Annotated in this window: 22 protein-coding genes; 2 read left to right on the top strand and 20 right to left on the bottom strand. The window is 61.1% G+C overall.

Annotation, left to right across the window (positions count from 1 at the left end; genetic code table 11):
- Positions 1-223 precede the first annotated feature (223 nt).
- From HYPDE_RS08980 to HYPDE_RS09005, 7 genes are all read right to left on the bottom strand, one after another.
- Positions 224-4,171, bottom strand: coding sequence for a baseplate multidomain protein megatron (locus HYPDE_RS08980; RefSeq protein ID WP_041320242.1), 3,948 nt, complete (start codon positions 4,169-4,171; stop codon positions 224-226).
- A 210-nt stretch (positions 4,172-4,381) separates the two neighbouring features.
- The gene (locus HYPDE_RS08985) at positions 4,382-4,843 is read right to left on the bottom strand and encodes an NlpC/P60 family protein (protein ID WP_015598115.1); all 462 of its coding nucleotides are present in this window, start codon (positions 4,841-4,843) and stop codon (positions 4,382-4,384) included.
- A gap of 3 nt (positions 4,844-4,846) precedes the next feature.
- Positions 4,847-5,707: a DUF2163 domain-containing protein gene (locus HYPDE_RS08990; protein ID WP_015598116.1), complete on the bottom strand. Its 861-nt coding sequence runs from the start codon at positions 5,705-5,707 to the stop codon at positions 4,847-4,849.
- Positions 5,704-6,342, bottom strand: coding sequence for a DUF2460 domain-containing protein (locus HYPDE_RS08995; RefSeq protein WP_015598117.1), 639 nt, complete (start codon positions 6,340-6,342; stop codon positions 5,704-5,706). Before HYPDE_RS08995 ends, HYPDE_RS08990 begins: the two co-directional genes overlap by 4 nt.
- 14 nt (positions 6,343-6,356) lie before the next feature.
- A complete protein-coding gene (locus HYPDE_RS09000) occupies positions 6,357-6,950 on the bottom strand; it encodes a phage tail tape measure protein (protein WP_015598118.1) in 594 nt (197 codons plus the stop codon).
- Positions 6,951-6,954: 4 nt separating this feature from the next.
- Complete coding sequence (locus tag HYPDE_RS18770; RefSeq protein ID WP_015598119.1) at positions 6,955-7,128, bottom strand: phage tail assembly chaperone; 174 nt, start codon at positions 7,126-7,128, stop codon at positions 6,955-6,957.
- Positions 7,128-7,508, bottom strand: coding sequence for a gene transfer agent family protein (locus HYPDE_RS09005; RefSeq protein ID WP_015598120.1), 381 nt, complete (start codon positions 7,506-7,508; stop codon positions 7,128-7,130). Before HYPDE_RS09005 ends, HYPDE_RS18770 begins: the two co-directional genes overlap by 1 nt.
- Before the next feature lie 118 nt (positions 7,509-7,626).
- On the opposite strand from HYPDE_RS09005, the gene HYPDE_RS09010 reads away from it, so the two are divergent.
- The gene (locus HYPDE_RS09010; RefSeq protein WP_041320245.1) at positions 7,627-9,348 is read left to right on the top strand and encodes an AIPR family protein; all 1,722 of its coding nucleotides are present in this window, start codon (positions 7,627-7,629) and stop codon (positions 9,346-9,348) included.
- Complete coding sequence (locus tag HYPDE_RS09015) at positions 9,335-9,514, top strand: hypothetical protein (RefSeq protein WP_041320247.1); 180 nt, start codon at positions 9,335-9,337, stop codon at positions 9,512-9,514. Before HYPDE_RS09010 ends, HYPDE_RS09015 begins: the two co-directional genes overlap by 14 nt.
- Here the strand turns inward: HYPDE_RS09015 and HYPDE_RS09020 are convergent.
- The 13 genes from HYPDE_RS09020 to HYPDE_RS09080 form a co-directional block, all read right to left on the bottom strand.
- The gene (locus HYPDE_RS09020; RefSeq protein WP_015598122.1) at positions 9,511-10,470 is read right to left on the bottom strand and encodes an IS1595 family transposase; all 960 of its coding nucleotides are present in this window, start codon (positions 10,468-10,470) and stop codon (positions 9,511-9,513) included. The two genes, HYPDE_RS09015 and HYPDE_RS09020, sit on opposite strands and share 4 nt — an antisense overlap.
- A 231-nt stretch (positions 10,471-10,701) precedes the next feature.
- Entirely contained in the window at positions 10,702-11,118 is a 417-nt protein-coding gene (locus HYPDE_RS09025; protein WP_015598123.1) for a phage major tail protein, TP901-1 family, read from the bottom strand.
- Between the two features lie 270 nt (positions 11,119-11,388).
- Complete coding sequence (locus tag HYPDE_RS09030; RefSeq protein ID WP_015598124.1) at positions 11,389-11,796, bottom strand: DUF3168 domain-containing protein; 408 nt, start codon at positions 11,794-11,796, stop codon at positions 11,389-11,391.
- Entirely contained in the window at positions 11,796-11,960 is a 165-nt protein-coding gene (locus HYPDE_RS09035; protein WP_015598125.1) for a hypothetical protein, read from the bottom strand. The genes HYPDE_RS09030 and HYPDE_RS09035 overlap by 1 nt, the downstream gene beginning before the upstream one ends.
- Positions 11,957-12,289 carry a phage head closure protein gene (locus HYPDE_RS09040; RefSeq protein WP_015598126.1) on the bottom strand — a complete coding sequence of 111 codons (333 nt, stop codon included), beginning with the start codon at positions 12,287-12,289 and terminating at the stop codon, positions 11,957-11,959. The genes HYPDE_RS09035 and HYPDE_RS09040 overlap by 4 nt, the downstream gene beginning before the upstream one ends.
- On the bottom strand, positions 12,286-12,861 hold the full coding sequence (locus HYPDE_RS09045) for a head-tail connector protein (protein ID WP_041321062.1): 576 nt from the start codon (positions 12,859-12,861) through the stop codon (positions 12,286-12,288). The genes HYPDE_RS09040 and HYPDE_RS09045 overlap by 4 nt, the downstream gene beginning before the upstream one ends.
- Before the next feature lie 367 nt (positions 12,862-13,228).
- Positions 13,229-14,470 (bottom strand): phage major capsid protein, encoded by a 1,242-nt coding sequence (locus tag HYPDE_RS09050; protein WP_015598128.1) that lies wholly within the window; start codon positions 14,468-14,470, stop codon positions 13,229-13,231.
- A 144-nt stretch (positions 14,471-14,614) separates the two neighbouring features.
- Entirely contained in the window at positions 14,615-15,319 is a 705-nt protein-coding gene (locus HYPDE_RS09055) for an HK97 family phage prohead protease (RefSeq protein WP_051112067.1), read from the bottom strand.
- A 200-nt stretch (positions 15,320-15,519) separates the two neighbouring features.
- Positions 15,520-15,717 carry a hypothetical protein gene (locus tag HYPDE_RS19100; RefSeq protein WP_144061233.1) on the bottom strand — a complete coding sequence of 66 codons (198 nt, stop codon included), beginning with the start codon at positions 15,715-15,717 and terminating at the stop codon, positions 15,520-15,522.
- Positions 15,718-15,913: 196 nt separating this feature from the next.
- Positions 15,914-17,647 carry a phage portal protein gene (locus HYPDE_RS09065; RefSeq protein WP_015598131.1) on the bottom strand — a complete coding sequence of 578 codons (1,734 nt, stop codon included), beginning with the start codon at positions 17,645-17,647 and terminating at the stop codon, positions 15,914-15,916.
- Between the two features lie 298 nt (positions 17,648-17,945).
- Entirely contained in the window at positions 17,946-19,472 is a 1,527-nt protein-coding gene (locus tag HYPDE_RS09070) for a DNA-packaging protein (protein WP_081625105.1), read from the bottom strand.
- Entirely contained in the window at positions 19,390-19,794 is a 405-nt protein-coding gene (locus tag HYPDE_RS09075) for a hypothetical protein (protein WP_015598133.1), read from the bottom strand. The genes HYPDE_RS09070 and HYPDE_RS09075 overlap by 83 nt, the downstream gene beginning before the upstream one ends.
- A gap of 430 nt (positions 19,795-20,224) precedes the next feature.
- A complete protein-coding gene (locus HYPDE_RS09080; protein WP_244437571.1) occupies positions 20,225-20,749 on the bottom strand; it encodes a YcgN family cysteine cluster protein in 525 nt (174 codons plus the stop codon).
- Between the last annotated feature and the right edge of the window lie 120 nt (positions 20,750-20,869).

Here is a 20,869-nt window from a genome sequence, read left to right on the forward strand (position 1 = left end):
ACCCCTAACCCCTCCCCGCAAGGGGGAGGGGAATAAGAGCAGAGCGATTCTGCAACCAGAGCAAACCCTACAAGGAGTGTTCGTGTGCCCCTCCCCTCGACGCGGCCCGCGAGGGTGGGGAAGGGAGCGTCATGCTGGTCTACTTCTCCCCTCCCCTCGACGGGGACAGTCGTCGGGGGTGGGGTGAAAGGCTTGGCGTGCCGTCCGAGGCATGGCGCGGATCTCAGATGACGGCGGCACGGGGGACGCCGCGCCCGAAAAGCGTGTTGGTCTGAAAGACCTTCACCGAAACGGCTGATTGAACACTGCCGAAGTCGGCGATCTGATCGGCGCTCGCATAGACGATGCTCGGTGCCGATGCAGAGATCGTGCGCCTTACCGCTCCACCGTCGAGGATATCGACTTCGTATGTTTCGCTATCTTCACCGAGCGGCACATCCGGCAGTTCCCAGTTGTCGCCGCCAATCCGCGTTCGCCTGATCCAGGAAATGTTGAGATCGCCCGATGCGCGTACGCCCTTGACGTGCGCCGGCGACAACGGCCTTCGTCCAAGACCTTGATATGCGAAGGGCGTCGTCGCGTAAGAGTCGTCGCCAATATTCCGATTGCTGGGACCGTAACGCCAGTTGAGCGGCAGCTTGAGTTCGCTTTCCTGAAGCGGCACGCGCGTCACGGCGCCGTCGAGCAGAACGAATGGCGCACCTGCCGCGAGGGTATCACTCATCGCGCCTTCGGTGCCGAACTGACCACGCAATAGCCCGCTCAATTCGTAGGTTTGCGCGTCGACAAGCGTCGCATTCAGGAACTGAACGATCTCCCAATCTCCGTTACCGTTGCGAACGGCCGCCAGATTGGCGCCGCCGAGCATCGTCACAAGATCGGCAGACGCCAGCGTGCCGTATGTCAGTCGTATGCGGAGACGCGCGCCATTATCGATCAACCCTTCGGGGCCCGAAGCAAGCGGATCGAGCGTTACGCCGAGCGTCGCCGGCGCGCCCGCGAGCGCCTTCAACTGATACCCGGTCGTCTGCGGCGACATATAAAGTGCGACGCTACCGGGCCATGGCTTCTGCATTGCAGCCACGTAACCGGACTGCGCATCAGCGGACATCGTCCACGAGGGCAAATCCATGAGCGTGACGGCGGGCGTCCCCACTTGCACCAGCGCCGGTTGCGGCACCGTCCGCGCCGGCACATCAATCCGGTCATAGACATCGGGATCGACGCTGAGCGCCGCGATCTCGCGCACGCCACGCTCCGTGACGTCCGTCAGGCGCAGCAATCGGTTGCGTCCCGCGATATCAACGGAAACAACGTCTCCCGGTTCGAGCGCCAGTGCCGAGGGCGGCAACTTGAAGGACGCCCGTTCACGCGCCGCCCACGTCTCATAAAGCCAGCTTTCGACGAGCGAGCCTGCGAGCCCATCGTCGAGAACGATCGGCAGATCGGCTTCGGCAATGCGACCGCTCGCGCCCGTCAACCTTCGCGCTTCGGCAACGGCCTGCGGATAAACGTCCGCGCTCGAGATGTATCGCACCTTGGCGGACGCAGGCAGGTCGGTTTCCTGCGCGCGTGTCACCTCATAAAGCGGATCGTCGGCATGTTCTTCGACAAGGCCGTAGGCCGTCAACGTCATCTGCGGCTCGGCGCGCCCGCGATGGCGAAAGACGATTTTGCCGCCGCTTTCGATGCTGTCGAAGAAATACGCAAGGCTCAACGGCTGCAAGGCGTCGCGCGCCGACATCGTATCGTCGAGCACGTAGCCGGGCACGGTTCCGGTCAGTCCCGACGCATCGAACTCCGCGAAGTCATGATCGGTCAGAATCTGGCCGACAAGCTCGCCGAGCGAAGCGCTGCCGAGTCGACCGTTGAGCCAGTGGCCAAGCGCCCAGTTGCCGCCGTCTCCCCAATATGTCGTCGCATATGGAAATGCCGGATAGGGTCGCGCATCCCAGCAATAGACATGCATGCGGCCGAGATCGACCATGCGTGCACCGGTGATCTCCGAAACCGGATTGAGGCCCACGACGTAACCACTCTTCGTCCAATCAAATGCATCGCGCAGGACCTGCAGGAAACGCGCCTGCATGAAATCGTCTCGAATGCCGCGCGAGTAGTAGGGCAGCATCGATTCAGAACTTTTCGGATCGACAAAGACATTCGGCTGGTTGGCGCCTTTGTCGACGGCGGGGCAGCCGACCTCCATGAACCAGAACGGCTTCGACTGCGGTACCCATGCGGTCGCGGTTGCACTTTCGATGCCGCCGGGCCGATTGAAGTGCTCGTTGCTCCACCAGGAGAGAATGTCCTTGTAGCGAAACACCCACGGCTTGCCTCCTCCGTCGGTGATCGGGGTGCGAACCTGTGCGTCGCGATCGGCGCCGGACGCATAAAACCAATCGTAGCCCTCGCCGCCCTGGACGTTCGACCGCAAGTACGCCGCATCATAGATCGACATCGCGCCCGCGATGGCATCAAGGTGATCGCGTCCATCGCGCCAGTCGGCGAGCGGCCAGTAGATGTCGACGCCGATCGCATCGATATTTTCCGATGCCCAGAGCGGATCGAGATGAAAATAAACGTCGCCCGATCCGTCAGCCGGCTGATGACCGAAGTATTCCGACCAATCGGCAGCATAGAGAACCTTGGTCGATGCGCCGAGGATGGCTTTGACGTCCGCAGCCAGCGCGATCAAGGCGCTGACGAACGGATAAGTGTCGGCACTGGAGCGGACTTGCGTCAGGCCGCGCAATTCCGTGCCGATGACGAAGGTATCGACGCCGCCCGCAGCTTTCGCGAGATGCGCATGGTGCAAGACCATGCGCCGGTAGGACCACTCGTCGGGCCCGGAATATTGCACGGTACTTCCCGACAACGAGAAGTCCGTCCGCAACGCCGTTCCAACGAAAGACGCGATCTGGCTCGCAGCCGTCGTGGTCTTGTCCGGCGTGCCTGTCTTGCCGGGCGCAGGATGGCAGGTGATGCGGCCGCGCCAGGGATAGACGGGCTGGCTGCTGCCGCCATAGGGATTGGGCAGACCGTTGCCTTCCGCGACATCCATCAGGATGAACGGCGTCAGCGTCACGTTGAGCCCGCGCGATTTGAGATCGCCGATAGCGGCGATCACGGTCTGATCGGACGGTGTACCGCCGTAGGCCGCATTGCCGTCGCGCGTGCTGATGAGATGTGCGCTGGTTCTATCGCGTCCGGCGACGGACCAATCGAGTGGTGCCGTCGTTTTGTGACGCGTTTCGACGCCCGGCTCGATTCTGCAATTTCCGGCGCGCAAGTCCGTCCCGAACCAGCTGACGATCAACGACACCGACTTGGCATTCGGAAGCGATGCCTCGAGCTGGTCGACGGCCACCTGCCAATCGGTCGGGCCAATCAGCTGATGGACGTTTTCGGATTGCGAGACGCCATCATCAAACGTCTGATGAACCGGCTCCGTCGCGTAGACGAATTCGCCCGATCCCGGGATCATCACGACGCCGCGGATATCCTGCTCTACGCTCGAAACACCGCGGAAGACTTCAAACGAGAGCTGCGGCACGCGATTGCCGAACTGAGCAAGCGGCAGGCGTTCAAAGACGATATACGCGACACCGCGATAGGCTGGTGCATTCCCCACCCCGTCGCGCGCGGCGATGAGGCTATCGGGCTCTTGCGTTTCGCTGCCGGGATAGAGCCGGAATGACGTGCGCGAGAGATCAAGCTCCTGCTCGTCGGCCCAGATGCGGCCGATACGCGTCACGACGCCCTCGCCGAGCGCCACCGCGAAGTTCGCATAATAGCGATACTGCGTCAGCGTCGTGCCGCCGCCCGAACCGCCTTTGCCGCTTCCTGCGGACTCCGTCGTCGTGACGATCTCTTCTTCGAGGTCGGTCGCCCAGATGATCTGGCCTCCGACGCGCGCCCGGCCATAGATGCGCGGCAGCGGCGAACCCTCGGTCGAGGCGGTAACGCGAAGATCGCTGAGCCGCGGGCCCTCGACGGCGCGGCCTTGGCCTGAGGCGCCGAACAGCGCCGCATCGACATAGGCGCCCGCCAGCGCGCCGACTTGCGATCCGATCGTGGCACCGGACAGCGCCACGCCGAGAAAGCCGACACCTGCGGGGAGCATGCTGCTGCCGACCGCAGCTCCGACTGCCGCTAGTGCAAGCGTCGCCATGCGTAAGTCTTTCCAAATTTTATCGCTGATTGTCAGCGGCCCGAAGGCCGAGACTCGCATTCTTCTCCCCTCCCCTCCCCTCGACGGGGAGGGGTCGGGGGTGGAGTGAAGAGCCGGACGCGATGCCGAGAGCATCCTTTCGCCGAATTCATTCACCAACCGGGCACGCTGCCTATTCCGCAAGATCACTCCCGGATACTTACCCCACTCCTAGCCCCTCCCCGCAGGGGAGAGGGGAACAGGCGGAAATCGGAATGCGCCTGCGACGCGGCGGCGCCACCAGTTCGAGAAAGACACTTCACAAACCGGCGCACCTTCCATCGCGTGGATCATTGTCGAAGGGCTCGCGACGATTGCCGCGTGCTTCGCAACAACACCCGGACGCAACCGGAATATGACGGCGTCGCCCGGTTTGATATCCGACACGGAAATTCTTTTCAGATGTCGCTCCGCAGCGTCGAGCATGGTTTCCTGTCCCCCTGCTTCCGCCCAATCGCGGCTGTAAGCGGGAGGCATCTCGGCATCCGATCCGTAGACGTCGCGCCAGACGCCCCGCACGAGGCCGAGACAATCGGTGCCAATGCCACGGCGGCTCGCCTGGTGGTGATACGGCGTGCCAATCCATGCGCGCGCCGCTTCGACGATCATTGTGCGTGTCGGCCGTGTTTGCATGGATCAGCTCCGGTGCCCCACCTGCGTCAGGAATTTGTTGCCCGGCATCGACGGAAAGCCGCGAAAATTGATCACGTTAGAAAAGCGCGCCTTGCACGTCTCGATGCGCTTGTCGCACCCGGCGGTCACGACGAAGGTATCGCCCACGGCGAGCGGCCCTTCGGCATCGACCCAAAGCTCGATCACGTCGGTGGCCGCAAGCTTCATGTGCGATTTGATTTCGATCTTCAGCCCTTCGGATGCACCCGAAGTAAATTCAAAGAGCCCGCGCGAAAAAAAGCCATTCTCAAAGCCGCCGAGACCCGAGACCGTAAAGCGCCGGGCCGAGGAGGCCATAATGATCGTTCCAGTTCCGCGAAACGTTGGCGACGAGAGATCCACCTTGCAACGCGCGTCACCGAGGTCGGCGTCACAGGTCAATTGCAGAAGCCGGCCCTTCGGTTGCTGGAGATAATGCGCAAGGCCGCGAAGCTCTGCGGTAAAGCCCGTTCCGCTGCGGCGGACTTCGCCGATGCTGCCCGAACGCATCAGCACGCGCTGGCCCGTGTCGCTCCAGTTGACGCGATAGATTTCGATGCGTGCATCATCGTAGCGTCCGGCCGCGAGATCGCCGTCAGTCAAACTCGCGGAGGAGAGCGCGCCCGTCACTTCAAGATTGTCGACGGCGAGGCCGAGGCTATTTTTGATGTCGCTCGCGGTAAAGCCGCTGGCTGCCTCGTATGTCGTCCCGTCGAAGGCCAACGTCTTGTCGTGGTCCGTAAATCCCATCACGACGCTGTCCCGGCGCGCGACGCGCCAGCACCAGCAAAGAGTCGTCGCACCCGACGCGAGATGCGCGCCAAGGTCCGGTGAGAGCGCTTTCATAGGCGCACCTCGACGATCGGAATGTTCGGAATGGCGCCCGACGTGAAGCCCGACAGGTTGATTTCGAGCCTGTCGGTATCGAAGCGCACCGGAACGTCGAATTCAAATCCGGCCGTCACGCTTTGACCGACAGCAGGAATGTGGCCCGCGAGAAACGTCACGACACCCGTCGATGTATCGACGGCGAAATCCGCTTCGACATTGCACTCAACGCCGGCCACGGCAACCCGCACCGTATCTGCCACCGGCTTCTTGATGTCGCGTGCCCAAGGCGCGAATGCACTGCCGTAAATTTTATGGAGCTGGAATGTGGCCGTCATGCCGTCACCGCTTCCAATGACCTGATCGAGCGGTGTCGGCAACACATTCGGTGCACACGATTTCCAATCCATCGGATCGCGCCAGCGGAAAGCGTGCAGCCGGCCGCGCCGCTCTTCGAAGAACGCAATGATCCGGTGCAGGTCGTCGAGCGACTTGACGCCGTAGCCGGCGTTGTAGCTGCGGCGGCTGTCGGCCCAACGGCTGTTGCGTTCTTCGTATCCCGAGCCGAGCGCGACGACATCGGTGCGCCGCTCGGGGCCGCCTTGAGCGTTGCGCGAGATCGCCGTCGGAAATCTGACGTCGTGAAATGACATGAGATGACTTCGCTTTAAAGGTTACGCTGGCCCGCGGCGGCGGCGCGGGCAATCATCGCGGCAATCTGCGTCTGCGAGCGTTTGAAGCTCGCAGCGTCGGGTGTCGAGATGTTGATCGTGATGTGCTGGCCGCAGCCACCTGCCGCCGCGACGCCAAGCCGTCCATCGGAACCACGCGTCAGCGGCATTATCGCTTCCGGGCCTTTTTCTCCTGCAAGACCCGAGGCGCCGCCCGCGAGCGGAAACGAGATCGGACTCGCGATGACGCCGCCGCTGGCGAACGGTACGGGCGCGCCATTCTGAATGACGCCGCCTTTTGCGAACGGCATCGCGCCGCTGATCAACCCCTGAAACACCGAAGCCAGGCCGCTCGTCAGCGGCTGCAGCGTCGCCTTCAACGCGAGCTTGGAAATGTTGAGGGCGAGCGACTTGAAGACATCGCCGACGCTCTTGCCTTTGATCGCAAGATCGTCGAAGGCGGACACAAGCCGGTTTGAAAACTGCTGCCCGAGGCGGCTCGTCGTCGCGAGGCTCGCTTCGAGATCGCTCGTATCGGCGGTGATCTTGACATTCCACGTCTCAAGCTGCTGCTCGTCGGTCAAAGGCATCGTCCTATGTCTCGCAATCGGGGTATTGCCGCATCAGCGCGTCGAGTTCGGCTCGCGTCGGCGCCGATCCTTCGCCTGCCGTTCCGAATTTGCCGCGCAGAATGGCCTGCAGTTCGCGCGGTGTCAGCGACCAGAAGACGGCGGGGGCAAGCCCAAGCACGCCAAGCCCCATTTCCATTACGAGGTTCCAGCGAAAGGGTCGCGCGCTTCGGCGTTCGCCTCCTCGCCTCTGTCTTGATCGGCGACGGGCCCTCCGCCGAACGTCGCCGTCAATAGCCGCGCGACGATGTCGACATAACCTGCAGCACCGCCATTGCTCTGCATCGACGTGATATCGGCGTCGCTGACAGCGTGCCCGGCTCCGCGTAGCCCGGCCGCAATGACGCGCATGCAATCGCGCGCCGAGAGCCTGCCTTTTTCAAAGCGTGCAGCCAGCGCCAGCATGTCGGAATCGCCGAAGGCATCTTCGAGCTCGGCAAGCGCGCCGAGCGTCAACACGAGCTTGAAGGTTGTTCCGTCGAGTTGCGCCTCGATCTCGCCACGGTGTCTGTTGGCCATTTGGTGTCCATCAAATATCCAGGAATTCCCCTCCCCCCTTGCGGAGGGAATTATAACCTTGACTGAACAGAGCAAATTGTTATACTCAACCCAAAGTAATGATTGGGGGAGTGTTTTGATGGATCGGATTATTGCATCTGACGTAGCAGAATTTGCAAAGTCGCATGCGCTTGATGATTTGCCTGAGAACAAACAATTCGAACACTTCACCTCGTACATCACGGTCCGTCGCCATCACGCGCGTACGTTCGATACTGATGATATTGTCGTCGGCGGAAACAGTGAGCCGTCAATTGACTCAATCGCGATCATTGTGAACGGGACGCTCGTTACCGAACCATCCACAATCGACGAGCTAATCGAGAGGAATGGGTATCTCGAAGTAAACTTCGTTTTTGGTCAAGCTGACCGAGGCTCTCACTTCGACAGCAGCAAAATGGGTACCTTTGGGTACGGTGTTGAAGACTTCTTTCGCGATGAGCCGACGTTGCCGAGGGGTGAGCGGGTTCGGTTAGCCGCCGAGATTAAGGACGCGATTTTCGATCAGGGCAACAAACTCCGAAAAAAGCCTACGTGCCGGCTTTACTACGCAACGACAGGGCGCTGGAATGAGGATCAGATCCCCGTTGCAAGACGCGACGCGACCGTGACGGCAATTGAGTCCACGCAGCTTTTCAGCTCGATCGACTACCATTGCTACGGAAGCAATGAACTTCATGACCTATATGTGCGGACAAAGACTGCTGTAACCCGTGAGTTTGAGTTCAAGGAACGTCGGTCTATGCCGAAACCCGATGGCGTTAAGAGCGCGTATATCGGCTATGCTCCGGCTGCGGAGTTCATGAAGATCATCTCCGATGATAGCGGCGATGATATTCTAGGCAGCATCTTCGACGAGAACGTTCGTGATTGGCAGGACTACAACGCCGTAAACAAGGAGATGAGGGACACACTTCAGTCCCCTCATCGGGATCGTTTCGCGCTAATGAATAACGGTGTAACGATCATTACCAGCAGGATAGGCGGGGCTGGCGACGATTTGATTCTTGAAAACTTTCAGGTCGTCAACGGTTGTCAAACAAGCAACGTTCTTTTCAATGAGAGGCACGAGGACTTGAGTAAGGTTTTCGTGCCATTGCGCCTAATCGAGACTGAGGATGAGGCGGTAAAACAAGCTATCATCACCGCGACGAACCGGCAGACCGAGCTCACCACAGAACAACTTTATGCGCTGACAGATTTCTCGCGCCAGCTTGAGGATACGTTCAAAACATATGATGAGCCTGTTCGGCTATACTACGAACGGCGTGATGGGCAATACGACCGATTCCCAGAAATAAATAAAACCAAGATTGTCGTTCCCCGCGCGCTAGTGACGGCCTTCGCAGCAATGTTTCTCAACGACCCCACGAGGGTCACGAGAAACTACAAAACCATCCGGACTAAAGTAGGTGCCGAGATATTCGCTAAAGGGCACCACATCGAACCATACTACGTTGCCGCTTACGCCGCATATCGGCTCGCGTTCCTATTACGCAATAAGCTTAAGGGTGACACCGGGGCTCGCTTCCACATACTGACGGCGCTTAGGTACCTTCTCGACTCACGTCCGTTGCCGCCTATGAATCGAAATGAAATCAAGAGTCGTTGTGAGGAGATGACTAAGCTCCTTTGGGACCACGCAAAGTCGGACGAACTTTTTGCGGAGGCTTCATCTATCGTTCACAAGGTTGTTGAAGATCAGGGCCTTGAGTTCGACCGGGACAACATCCGCACCGAGGCGACCACCAAGGGGTTACTACAGCATTTTGGGATTAGGGTAGCCGATGATCGAGCGTGATGAATTTGACGAAAAAGAAGCTGCTCGTCGGCGCGACGAGGTGGTTCGCCATATGGCAAACACCCCGCCGCAACCGAAGATTAAGTCTCGACCTCATCAGGAAAAGAAAAAGAAAGCTGGCGCGGATCACGCGGCTCATAGGGACCGCGTGGACCGTGAACGTTAGAACGGAACGTCGTTCTGTCGATCATTAGATTGTTGATAGGTCACCCGCTTGCCGACGACGCCAGCAACGGCTTTTGTTGCTCGTTCCGCATCCGTAACGTTGAGTGTAGAGCGTTCGTTGTAACGGAAATCAAACTCAGCGAGATACCGCTTTAGATGCTGCGCGCTGACATGATGATAAACACCCGTGATGCCGCGCTTCATCGTTGCGAAGTAGCTTTCGATTGTGTTCGTATGAATATCGCCGCGAACGTATTCGCCGATGCTGTGATTGACCGAATGATGGTTGGGTTCGCCATGGCGAGCGCGTGCGCCGCCATCATCGCTGACCGTACGCGTAGCCTCTGCGATCTGCGCATCCATGATCGGGCGGAGCGTTTTTGCGCTGACGTTCGGGACATGGTGAGAACGGACCTTGCCGCTGCGCTCGACTAGAGCAAATACGGCTTCCTTGCCCGCACCGCCGATATTGGCCTTTTTGCGCTTACTCCGATGCTTGTTCTTTTCCTTGCCGCCAACATACGTCTCGTCAAATTCGATCGTCCTGCCACTGCCGCCAAGAGGACCATGCGACGGATTGAGGTCGCGCATGCCCTCGCGAATGCGATGCGCCATAAACCATGCGGTTTTGTACGGCAGACCGATCATCCGATGAAGCTGATGGGCGCTCATGCCCTTTTTGCTGGCACACATGAGATGTGTAGCCAGGAGCCACTTCGTCATGGGGATGTGCGAGCGCTCATAAATAGTGCCGACTGCCGCCGTGAACTTCTTGCGACAGTCCTTGCAGTGATACCAGCCGGGACCCATTGACTTGCCGCCAAGCTCTTTGACGGTCTCGCTCTGGCCGCAGAACGGGCAATGCGCGCCGTTCGGCCAGCGGATGCCCTGGAAATGCTTCCGAGCCGCGTCGGCGTCGGTGAAAATCGGGTTCGTCAGATCAGCGGTGGCAGGCATGTTCAAATCTCCTGAGAAACAACATAGCCGCTCAGGTCTGTTCAGTCAAGGTGATAATTCCCCTTGCGGAGAGGGGTTAGGGGTGGGGGTAAGGCCCAGCGCAATGCGGACTGGAGCGTGGTCGTCACGACGTCACGATTTACGTTTGATCGTCGCCTGGTTCTTCACCCCACCCCTCCCCGTCAAGGGGAGGGGAGAAGTGAGTAACAATGCGTGAGGATGACGAAGGCATCAGGACGCCGCCGTGAACGTCAGCTCGCCGGCGCTTTCGAGTGAGATGTCGAAGGTCACTTCCGCGTCGTGACGGCCGCTGAATTCGAGGGCCGTGATCTGGAACGCGCCCTGGATCGTTCCGAAATCCGGAACGATGATTTGCCAGTCGCGGATCGTGCCGTTGAATGCGTAATCGCGTATGGTCGCATCCGACGCGCCGTCCTTGAACACGCCTGACCCGGTGATGCGCGCTGACTTGACGCCGGCGCCCGTCAAAAGCTCGCGCCACTGTCCCGCGCTTTCGGTGTTGGTGATCTCGACCGTTTCCGCGCTGATCGAAAGACTGCGTGCGCGCAATCCGGCGACCGTCACGTAGACGCCCGCACCCGTCGTATCGACCTTCAGAAGAAGGTCCTTACCTTTTTGTGCTGTCATGTTTTGAGGACTCTTTTGTTTGTGCCCGGCGACTCCGCTTCGCGGAGCCGGCCGCCGGTTACGGCCTTCGTGATGCTTTGATGCCTGTTCCCGCAACGCCGCTTCGCGGAGCCGGGCCGGTTACGGGCGAGTTGTTTCGTTCCCTCTCCCCGTCCTTACGAGGAGAGGGGTAGAGTGAGGGGCGGCCGCTCATTTCCGTACTTGTTGCAGCCCCTCACCCGCCCTCTCCCCATTCCAAGTGCATCGGAATGGGGAGAGGGAGCGGTCGCGTTATTTCACTTCCGTTACGGCGCGGAAGCGGGCGATGCCGTGAAACGTTTCGCCGTCGTTGTCGCGACGGGCTTCGGAATATTCGTGCCGAAGATTGATCAACCGGTGGCCGGAGAGCGCCAGATCCTGATCGTGCAACGCGTCGCGCGCCGCCGCGATGACGGCTTCCGCTTCTTTCCTTCCGCGCGCCCGCGACCAGACGTGCAGCGTCACGAGATGCTCGTAACCTTCGTCTGTTCCGGTCGACCAGTCGCGTTCCGTCGATTGTCCGAACGTTACGAACGGAAACTCGGCGCGCGCCGGCGCATCGTCGTAGATGCGCGGGCCGCCGAGCGCGGCAAGCGTCGACGCATCGCTCGTAAGTTTCTCGAAAATCGCCTTCTGAAGCGCAAAGCCTGCACTCGACATCACTTGCCTCGCGTTTGCTGATTACGATTGTCGGCTTGGTTCACGACCTTGGGGCGCTTTTCTGCGTCAGCCTCGCGCTTGGCGATGGCTTCGCGAATGAGCGCCAAAGCCCGTGTGCGCGATGCTGATGTCGCGATGCCGCCGATACTCACATCCACTTTCATAAATCACGCTCCTCCACCGGACACTTCAGCCAGGCTCCGCGATCCTCGACGTCGATAGCGCCAAGAATGTCAAAGATGCGAACACCAAACCGGATGCGCATGTCGGGCTGGACATCGGCGCGATAGCGTATCCAGACATCGTGCGTCGCCGTTCCCGCCGTGCGATCCAGCGTAAAATTTTCATCAGCGCTTCGCGACCAGATCGCCGCCCAGACTTCGGCAACCGTTTCCCATTCTGTCGTCGATCCGCCCGCACCGTCGCTTGTGCGTTGGGCGCGCTCGATGACGATGCGGTGCCGGAGATCACCGGCTTTGACTGGTGCCTTCATAGCCGGATCGTCCGAAACGGGTTGATGAGATCGCTGACAGCATCGGGAATGCGTGCGCCGTCTTTGCCGATTTCCAACGGATCGCGGCGCTCGTACCAATGCGCAGTCAGCATCAGGATTGCATGTTTCAGCGGCGCCGGAACACTCGACGCGCTGTCGCCAAATCCTGCCATCAGATCGATTTCGATTCCCTTCGCTGGGAGTCCTGGCGGCGGCGGCGCACTGTTGTTCCAGACCAGCCGTGGCGGCCGCGATGCGAGATCGATGAGATAGCTCTGATCCGAAACGGTCGTCGCATTTCCGGACGCATCCTTGACGCGCACGCCGCCGACCGAGCGCAACGGTGCGATCGGCAGATCGATCTCGCGACACTTCGGCCAGCGATCGAGCGTCAGCTTCCACGACTGCGTGATGAGGGCCAGCGACAGCGCCGTCTCGATATGCAGCCGCGACGTCAGGATGAGGCTGCCGATCAACACATCCTCGGCATCGGTGTCGATGCGCATGTGTGCCTTGGCATCGGCGACCGTCACCGGCTCCGCCGCCGGCGGGCTCGTCATCACGAGAGACATTGCATGTTCCTTATTGATTGCGCCTTGCGACTCCGCTTCGCGGAGCCGGCCGCAAGGCGCGGCCTTGTTGCGCGAACGGAGCAACAGCAAGCGCGCCCGGCGGCCGGCTCGCGGAACGCGAGTCGCCGGGCGCAAACGAAAATGCGGGGCCACCGCGATGCGATGACCCCGCACGCATTCCGCGCGGGCGGGAGGGAAACCCGCGCGAAAAATCGGGATGAACGTCATCCTCGGCCAAGCGCAAGCGAAGGCCGGGGATCCAGCGCAAGACTCGTCGGAGACGCAATATTGTGCCTTCGGCACTCTTGATGCTGGATCCCCGAACGTCCTCGCAGGCTCGTCCGTTCGAGGATGACGGAACGAGGTGCTACTCGGCGAATTTCAAGAGTTTGATCGCGTCGAAGTCCTGGACGCCACCGCCGACGCGCTTCGTGGTATAGAAAAGCACATACGGCTTGGCGCTGTAGGGATCGCGCAGCACGCGAATGCCGGCGCGGTCGACGATCAGGTAGCCGCGCGAGAAATCGCCGAACGCGATCGAGAACGAACCGCTGCCGATATCCGGCATGTCCTCGCTCTCGGCGACGGGATAGCCCATCAGTGACGGCCACTCGCCCGGAGCGTTCGCAGGCTGCCAGAGATAATTGCCTTCGCCGTCCTTGAGCTTGCGCACGGCCGCGACGGTCGAGCGGCTCATCATGAAGGTGCCGTTAGCGCGATAGGGCGCCTTCGCGGCGTAGACGAGGTCGAGCAGCTTGTCGCCCGGCGCCGTCGCGGGGAAGGCGCCGTCAAAGCCCGACGTGACGAAGCCGATCTTTCCCCACGCCCACGATGCGTTCGCAACGGTGTCGTAGGCGAGAAAACCTTTCGGCTTGTTCGAGCCGTCGCCCGAGACAAACGCAGTGCCTTCCTGCTCGGCAAATGCGATCCGCACTTCCTCCGCCAACCACTCGTCGATATTGACGATCGTGTCGTCGAGCAGAGATTGCGATGCGGCGGGCATCGCATAGAGCTCCATCGTCGGAAACTGCAGGTTGGCGAGCGTCGGCGTCGTCGTTTGCGTGCGCGACGCGGTTTCGGCGACCCATCCCGTGCCGACTCCGGTCGTGGCGAATGGCCGGTTATAGACCGAGCCCGACACCTGGCGGATGCCTGAGATCGCGCGCATCGGCGAGATCGCCTTCAAGGCGCGGTTGACGGCAGCTTCCGTCTCGGCGGGCACGAGATAGCCGCCGTCGGGAGCCGAGCCAGCCGATAATGCTTTCTCCTCGATGCGGGCGAGTCGTGAAGCATCGCCGCGGCGCACGTATCCGTCGAATGCGGCTTTGTGCGCGAGCTCGGATGTCGGAGACGCGCCGCTTCCGGCAAGGTGCGGACGCGCAGCTTTCAGGGCGATGCTGTCGGAAACACGTTTCGCCGAGTCGAGCGTCTCCTCGATACGCGCGAGCTTTTCCGCGACGAGTGCGTCGGACGCGCCGCGCTGCTCGATCTCAGTCAAACGCTGGTCGTTCGTTTCCTTGAAGGCTTCGAAGGCTTCAAGAAATTCTTCGAAGGCGCGCGCGGTTTCCCCGCCCGCCCCCTTCGTTTCGAGGGTGGTCGTGTCGGTCATGAGTTGTCCTGTTGGGTTTTGAATCCCCTCTCCCCATTACCTGCACTTGAATGGGGAGAGGGCTAGGGTGAGGGGCGGCTGCCTGCTCTATCCGAGATGCAGCCCCTCACCCCAACCCTCTCCCCGCATGCGGGGAGAGGGAGATTACATTGCCTGCATCAGCCGCGCAGCGTCGCGAAAACGGGAAGCGAGCACGGCATCGTCGTCAAACGTCCGGCCCGCGTCCCGCAGAGCCTTCAGTCCATGAAAGCCCGAGCGGAGAACCGCTCGCGCTTCCATTCGCGTCAGCCCAGCATCCCGCGTGAGCCATCGCTCGAATTCACGTTCGGTCGGCGCAGCCATCGCGAACGGCCGCGTCTTCACGCTTTCGACGCGCGCGCCGGGCAGCATCGGAAACGTGACGACCGAAATCTCCCAAAGATCGACTTTTTCCAGGCGGCGCACGCCGGTCGCTGCATCGCGCCTGGCTTTCACCGCCTTGAAGCCGATGGATAATCCGTCGAGCGCACCGGCGCGCATGAGCGCCAGAACTTCGCGCGCTTTCGCAACCGCCGTCATCAACCGCCCGCGCACGTACAGCCCGCGTGCGTCTTCGCGGATCTCGTCCCAGACGCCGATCGGCTCGGCCGGATCGTGCTGGAACAGCATTTTGATGCGCGCGGCGCCACGACCGAGAAGGCTTTCGCGAAATGCGCCGGGCGCGATGATGTCGTGACCCAGGTCCTCGCGATTGAAAAGACTGGCGTAGCCTTCGAACCCGCCGTCGTCGAGCGACTTTGCCTCGAGCGGCAAAGCCCGACTGCGTTTCGACAACGAAGCGGGCAGCAGGAAGGGTTCGATCGAATGCATCAGCACACCGTCATTTGAGGTTATCGCTTGGATCGTGAATTAGCGCGTGCGAATTTTCAGGCTTCTGCAGCTGGCAGTGAAGTTTGTGCCTTCATGCGCCCGGCGGCCGGCTCGACGAAGGAGAGTCGCGGGCGCAATCATCAGAGCGGCGCTTCCAGAGCGCGTCGCGTTCGGGCGCAAGCGCTTCGATCTGATCGAGATCAGTCCATCTTCACATATTTCGGAAACTTGGGATCAGGCCGAGCGAACCATGGGCACTGCCCCACAAGTTCCATCGGATCATCCGGCACCGACTGCCACTCGCGAACAATCGCGTCGGCAATCTCTTCGCGACCGGTGCCATATTGCGCCTGGCGCGTCCATTCATAGGCCGATCCTGGAATATGTCGTACCGGCACACTGCGCCTGCGTCGAGCAGCGCCAGAATGGCGCGGCGGACGTAGTCGGTTAGCGCATTCCCGGAAAGACCGAAATTCGCCCGCCCACCGGGCACGATCTGCCATATCCCAACGGCATCCAGATCAAGCTCGCCCGGATATTGCGATATAACTTCGCTCAGTGTCTCGCCAGTTCGGCGATGTTTGGGTTCATTGCTCATTTTTGTGTATCTTGTAGCCGTTTTCTATCCACGTTTGATCTGTAGATTTCAGAACGTCGAGGGTTTCGCCATATTTTTTTGCTTTCCCGAATCCCCAAAAGCGTACCATCAGGCCGTTGGTATGCCTTTCCGTCGTATCCCTTTGGAGCCGGCACTTCAGTAGCACCGTCCAATAAGTCTGATTTTAATTTCTCGAATTCGCTTCGCTCTAATGTGCGAATATCATCTCCTGCTCTCGCCGCGCGAACTCCTAGTTCTTTTCCGCCTGGCTTCAACAAATCTTCAAGCGTCTTTTCTGCTGGCTTCAGAACCTTTGGGTTCCGCAACAGGTAGCGAGCGGCGCCCTGGATGATCTTTGCCATCGCGACGCGGTCGCCATCCGTCCACTGCCCGCCGCCGGATTGGCCTGCAGGGACGCGCGGTTGGTCTTCGCGATATTTGAGAGAGGGGGAACTGTCCGGCTTCGCGGCATATCCCGCTGCGGCGCGTTTTTCGTCGGCGGTGAGGAAGCTCGCGCCTTCGAGGCGCTTCCAGAGGGCGTCGCGCTCGGGCGCAAGCGCTTCGATCTGATCGAGATCAGGACGTAACTCGAGTCTTACGTTTGCGCTCGGCGACTCCGCTGCGCGGAGCCGGCCGCCGAGCGCGGGCCTTGTTTCGAAAGCCGGACCGAGCCAACTCGACAATGCACGCGCGGTGCGGTTCACCAGCGGCAGAACGGTTTGCCGCCAGAAGGCGCGCTGCGCTTCCTGATAATTCGAATAGGTGTTATCGCCCGGAATGCCGAGCAGCATCGGCGGCACGCCGATCGCGAGCGCGATTTCGCGCGCGGCGGCGTTCTTCGCCTCGATGAAGTCCATGTCCTTCGGCGACAGCGACAGCGGCTTCCAGTCGAGGCCGCCTTCGAGCAGCAGCGGACGTCCGGCGGCGCGTGCGCCCTGGAAGTTCGTTTCCAGCTCGTCTTTCAAGCGTGTGAACTGCTCGTCCGTCATCTGGCCGTTCGACGCGGCATAGACGAGCGCGCCCGAGGGCCGGGCGGAATTGTCGAGCAGTGCCTTGTTCCATCCCGACGCGGTGTTGTGAATGTCGATCGCGGTCGCCGCCGCTTCGATCGGGCTCATGCCGTAGTGGTCGTTGACGGGATGGAACAAGCGCACGTGCAGGATCGGGCGCACCCCTTCAACGACGTCGTCGAGGAAGCGCACGGATCGTCCGTAGACGGTGTATTCGTAACCTTCGGGCCAGCCGTCGACGCCCGGGATCACCTTCATGCGGTCGGGGCGCAGGATGTGCAGCTCACGCAATTCACCGTCGAGCGCGACGGCTTCGACGTAAGCGTTGCCCGAAACGAGCAGGAAGCCGTACCAGGCTTCCAGGAAATCGGTCCCCGTGTGATCGAGGCTCGGCCGCCGGATGAGCCCGATCAGCGGATGATCCTCGATCTCGTTCGTACCCTCGTAGAGGAGCAAGGGGATCGAGGCGGCGGCCTCCGCTATCATGCGCACGCAGCGATAGACGATGGCATTCTGCATGAAGCCTTCGCGCGCGAAGGCGGAATAATCGCGCGGCGCCCACACCGGCTCGCCGAGCGTTTGGTAGGCAATGAGCGGACCGGTGGCGGTACCTTTGTTGATTACGCCCGCGCTCGGCGGCCGGGTCGCGGAACGCGAGTCGCCGAGCGCAACCAAAGAGTCCGGCAGCCAGCGCGATAGCGCCTCCGAGATCAACGACATGAAATGTCCTTTTGAAATTCTGCGCGCATCCCCTCTCCCCATTGGAGAAATGGGGAAAGGGTTAGGGTGAGGGGCGGCCTCACGAGCGGTGCAAGCTGCTGCTCCTCACCCCGGCCCTCTCCCCGCAAGCGGGGCGAGGGAAAGGAGTCGTCATCCTCGAACGTGTGAGCGAAGCGATGCGCGTTCGGGGATCCAGCGCAAGAAGTGCCGAAGGCTCAATATTGTGTCTTCGACGAGTCTTGCGTCAGATCCCGGCCATCGACGCAACTGCGCTGCACGCGGCCGAGGATGACGAGCGTTAGAGCATTCTCACTGTTGGCTTCATCGTATCGCTCAGAAGTAGATCGGTAATCGCCCAGACGAGCGCGTCGGCGCGGTCGGGGCTGCGGCCCTTGACCGTTCCATCGCAGCCAAACGCGCACATCTGGTCTTCGAGAGCATCGAAGCGACCGACGTGCGCGACACGACCTTCCGCATAGAGCGCCGCGACCGGCTCGGCCCGAACCCATTTTCCCCGCGTCGCTCTGACTTTGACGACGGGGAAATTCTGTCGAAACTGCTGCAGAACGGAGACGACGAGATCTCCGCCTTGATTGACCTCGGCCACCATGCGGTCGGCCTCGAAATCGTCGTAAGCGCCGAGGACCGCGCGCGCCCACACTTCCGGCGTTCGTCCCTGCACGGTGCGATCGGCGAGAACATAGGCGCGCTTGTCGATACCGAGACCGGCGACAACAATCCCGCACGCATCCGACGACGCCGTCGCCGTCACGGGAGGATCAACCGCGACGACGACGCGCTGCATTTCGGGCGCCCCTTCGACGCGCGCTTCCTCGATCCAATGCCGCCGCCATAAGCCGTCGCTTGCATCCTCGACGATCTCGCCGAGCAGTTCCTGCCGACCGATTGCCGAACCCGCATAACGCCGCGTCATCTCGGCGAGGAACGTCGGCGCAAGGTTCAGCGCGTTATCGGCCGTTGCGAGATTGACGGTCACGGTCGCCTCGTCTGCGATGATTTTCTTCAACAGCTTCGTCGCGCGCGGTGTGGTCGTCACGCAGGCGCGCGGCGCATCTCCCAAGCGCAAGGCGAATTGCAGCATGTCCCACGCCTTCTCCGCGTTGCGCCATTTGGCAAGCTCGTCGCACCAGGCGGCGGTGAACTGCGGACCGCGCAACGCTTCGGCTTCGTCCGCCGAGAACAATTCCGCGACCGCGCCGCTCGGCCACGTGAGCCGCCGCTTCGACGGTTCGAAGTCCGGGCGCTCGTGCGCGGGATGAACTGCGAGCAATCCCGATTGCCCTTCGATCATGACGTTACGGACGTCGCCTAGGGTTTTTCCGACAAGTGCGATTCTTATTGGTTGCGCCTTGCGACCCCCCTCCGGGGAGCCGGCCGCAAGGCGCGGGGGTGTTACGCCGGCCGCCGAGTGCGGCCCTGGGTCTTCGCCACGGGCAATTTCACGGACCCATTCGGCGCCGGCGCGGGTTTTGCCGGAGCCTCGGCCGCCAAGCAGCATCCACACGCGCCATGCTTTATTGATTGCACCCGGCGACTCCCCTGCGGGGAGCCGGCCGCCGGGTGCGCTCGATGGTGCGCGAGATTCGTCCAACAAGGCCGCGCTCGGCGGCCGGCTCGCGGAACGCGAGTCGGAAGCTCCAATCAAAGAAGGACAAAGCTGATCGTCCCGCGCCCAGAGCTGCCAATCGTAGGCAATGAACTCAAGCTCGGCGGCGGAGAGCTCATTCAGAACTTCGCTGAGACGTCCGTTTGCGATTGAGGCGTTCAAGACGTTCCGCAATTTCGCGGCGTAGGTCTTCCGCATGGGCGAGCGCCTCCTTGCTCTTGGCGTCGCCTCCCGTTGCCTTTCGCTTCGTCATCTCACGTTGCATCTCAACGGCTTTCTCCAATGCATTGACCATCTGCGACAGCGCGCGGGACGCACGCTCGCGATCCTGCGAGGTGAGACCCTTCTGCTTTTCGAGCTTTTCGAGTTCGCCGTCGATCGTGTTGTAGACACGTTGTACGAGGGATCTTTTTGTTGGCGCTCGGCGACTCGCATTCTGCGAGCCGGCCGCCGAGCGCGTGGTGCTCTTCGTCATGCGGACGCGCGACGTTGCCCGCCGCGCGCTCGATGCCGCTGCCATACGCTGCTCACCTTTTCGATTTCTGGAAAACGCAGTTCGGCAAAACGGCCGAAATTTTCAGCGAGAACGTGTCGTCTCACACTTTCCGCGTTATATAGAAATGATGCCTGAGAAGCGTCGCGCTGTCAATCGCAAAAATCGCGTAACGCATTGAAAATTATTACGATTATTGAATTTCTTCAGACAAACGTCAAAGTATAAATCAGCGCTGAGGGACGGGGATAAGATTTTTCCACGCCCGCAACGTTCATCGTGTGACCTGGATGGCCGCCTCGGAGGGCGGCCATGACGTGTTGGAGAAATGAAGGCTCCTCACACAAGATTGGAAGTCGAAACGCTCACCCCTTCACTCCATGGCCGGGCTTGGCCCGGCCATCCAGAGCAGCATGCGCGCCCGTTTGGCCGCCGTTCGCCGGTGAACGCCGACGCGTTAGCGTGATCGCCCGGAGGACCCGGCGCGCTCCTTAGATTGGTGACGCTGCTCAGGTTGGGCGTGATCCTCGCTCTCCCCTAAATCCGGGATGATGTAGCGCCAGTAGTTCTCTTCCTTGACGCGCCGCTCGCTCATGGCGAACGAGCGAACCGAGATGCCGGCCTGATGCACGGTCTCGGGCGAGCCCGAGACAAGCGGATGCCACCAGGGAAGATCGCGCCCCTCGCCGACAATGCGATAGCCGCAGGTCGGCGGCAGCCATCTCAGCTCACGCGCCCGTTTGACGTCGATCTCTAGGCAGTCGGGCATCTTGCTGAAACGATTCGCATAATCCCGGCACCGGCAGGTGCGGACGTTCAACATGCTGCAGGCGAGCCGGGTGGTGTAGACCTCGCTCGTGTCCTCGTCCTCGAGCTTTATGAGGCAGCAGCGGCCGCAGCCGTCGCAGAGCGATTCCCACTCCTCCGGCGACAACTGCTCAAGCGTTTTGGTCTTCCAGAACGGTTTTCCGTCGCCGTCCAACGTCGATCTCTCTTCCACTTGCCAGTGACGCCGAATTGACCACAATTTGGTCGCCTTGAGACGCCTAACGTCCGGCGCCAAGGTTTGCGGTGCGTCCGGCAGGAGGCGCCGCAATCGGCG

The organism is Hyphomicrobium denitrificans 1NES1, assembly GCF_000230975.2.
GTDB lineage: Bacteria > Pseudomonadota > Alphaproteobacteria > Rhizobiales > Hyphomicrobiaceae > Hyphomicrobium_B > Hyphomicrobium_B denitrificans_A.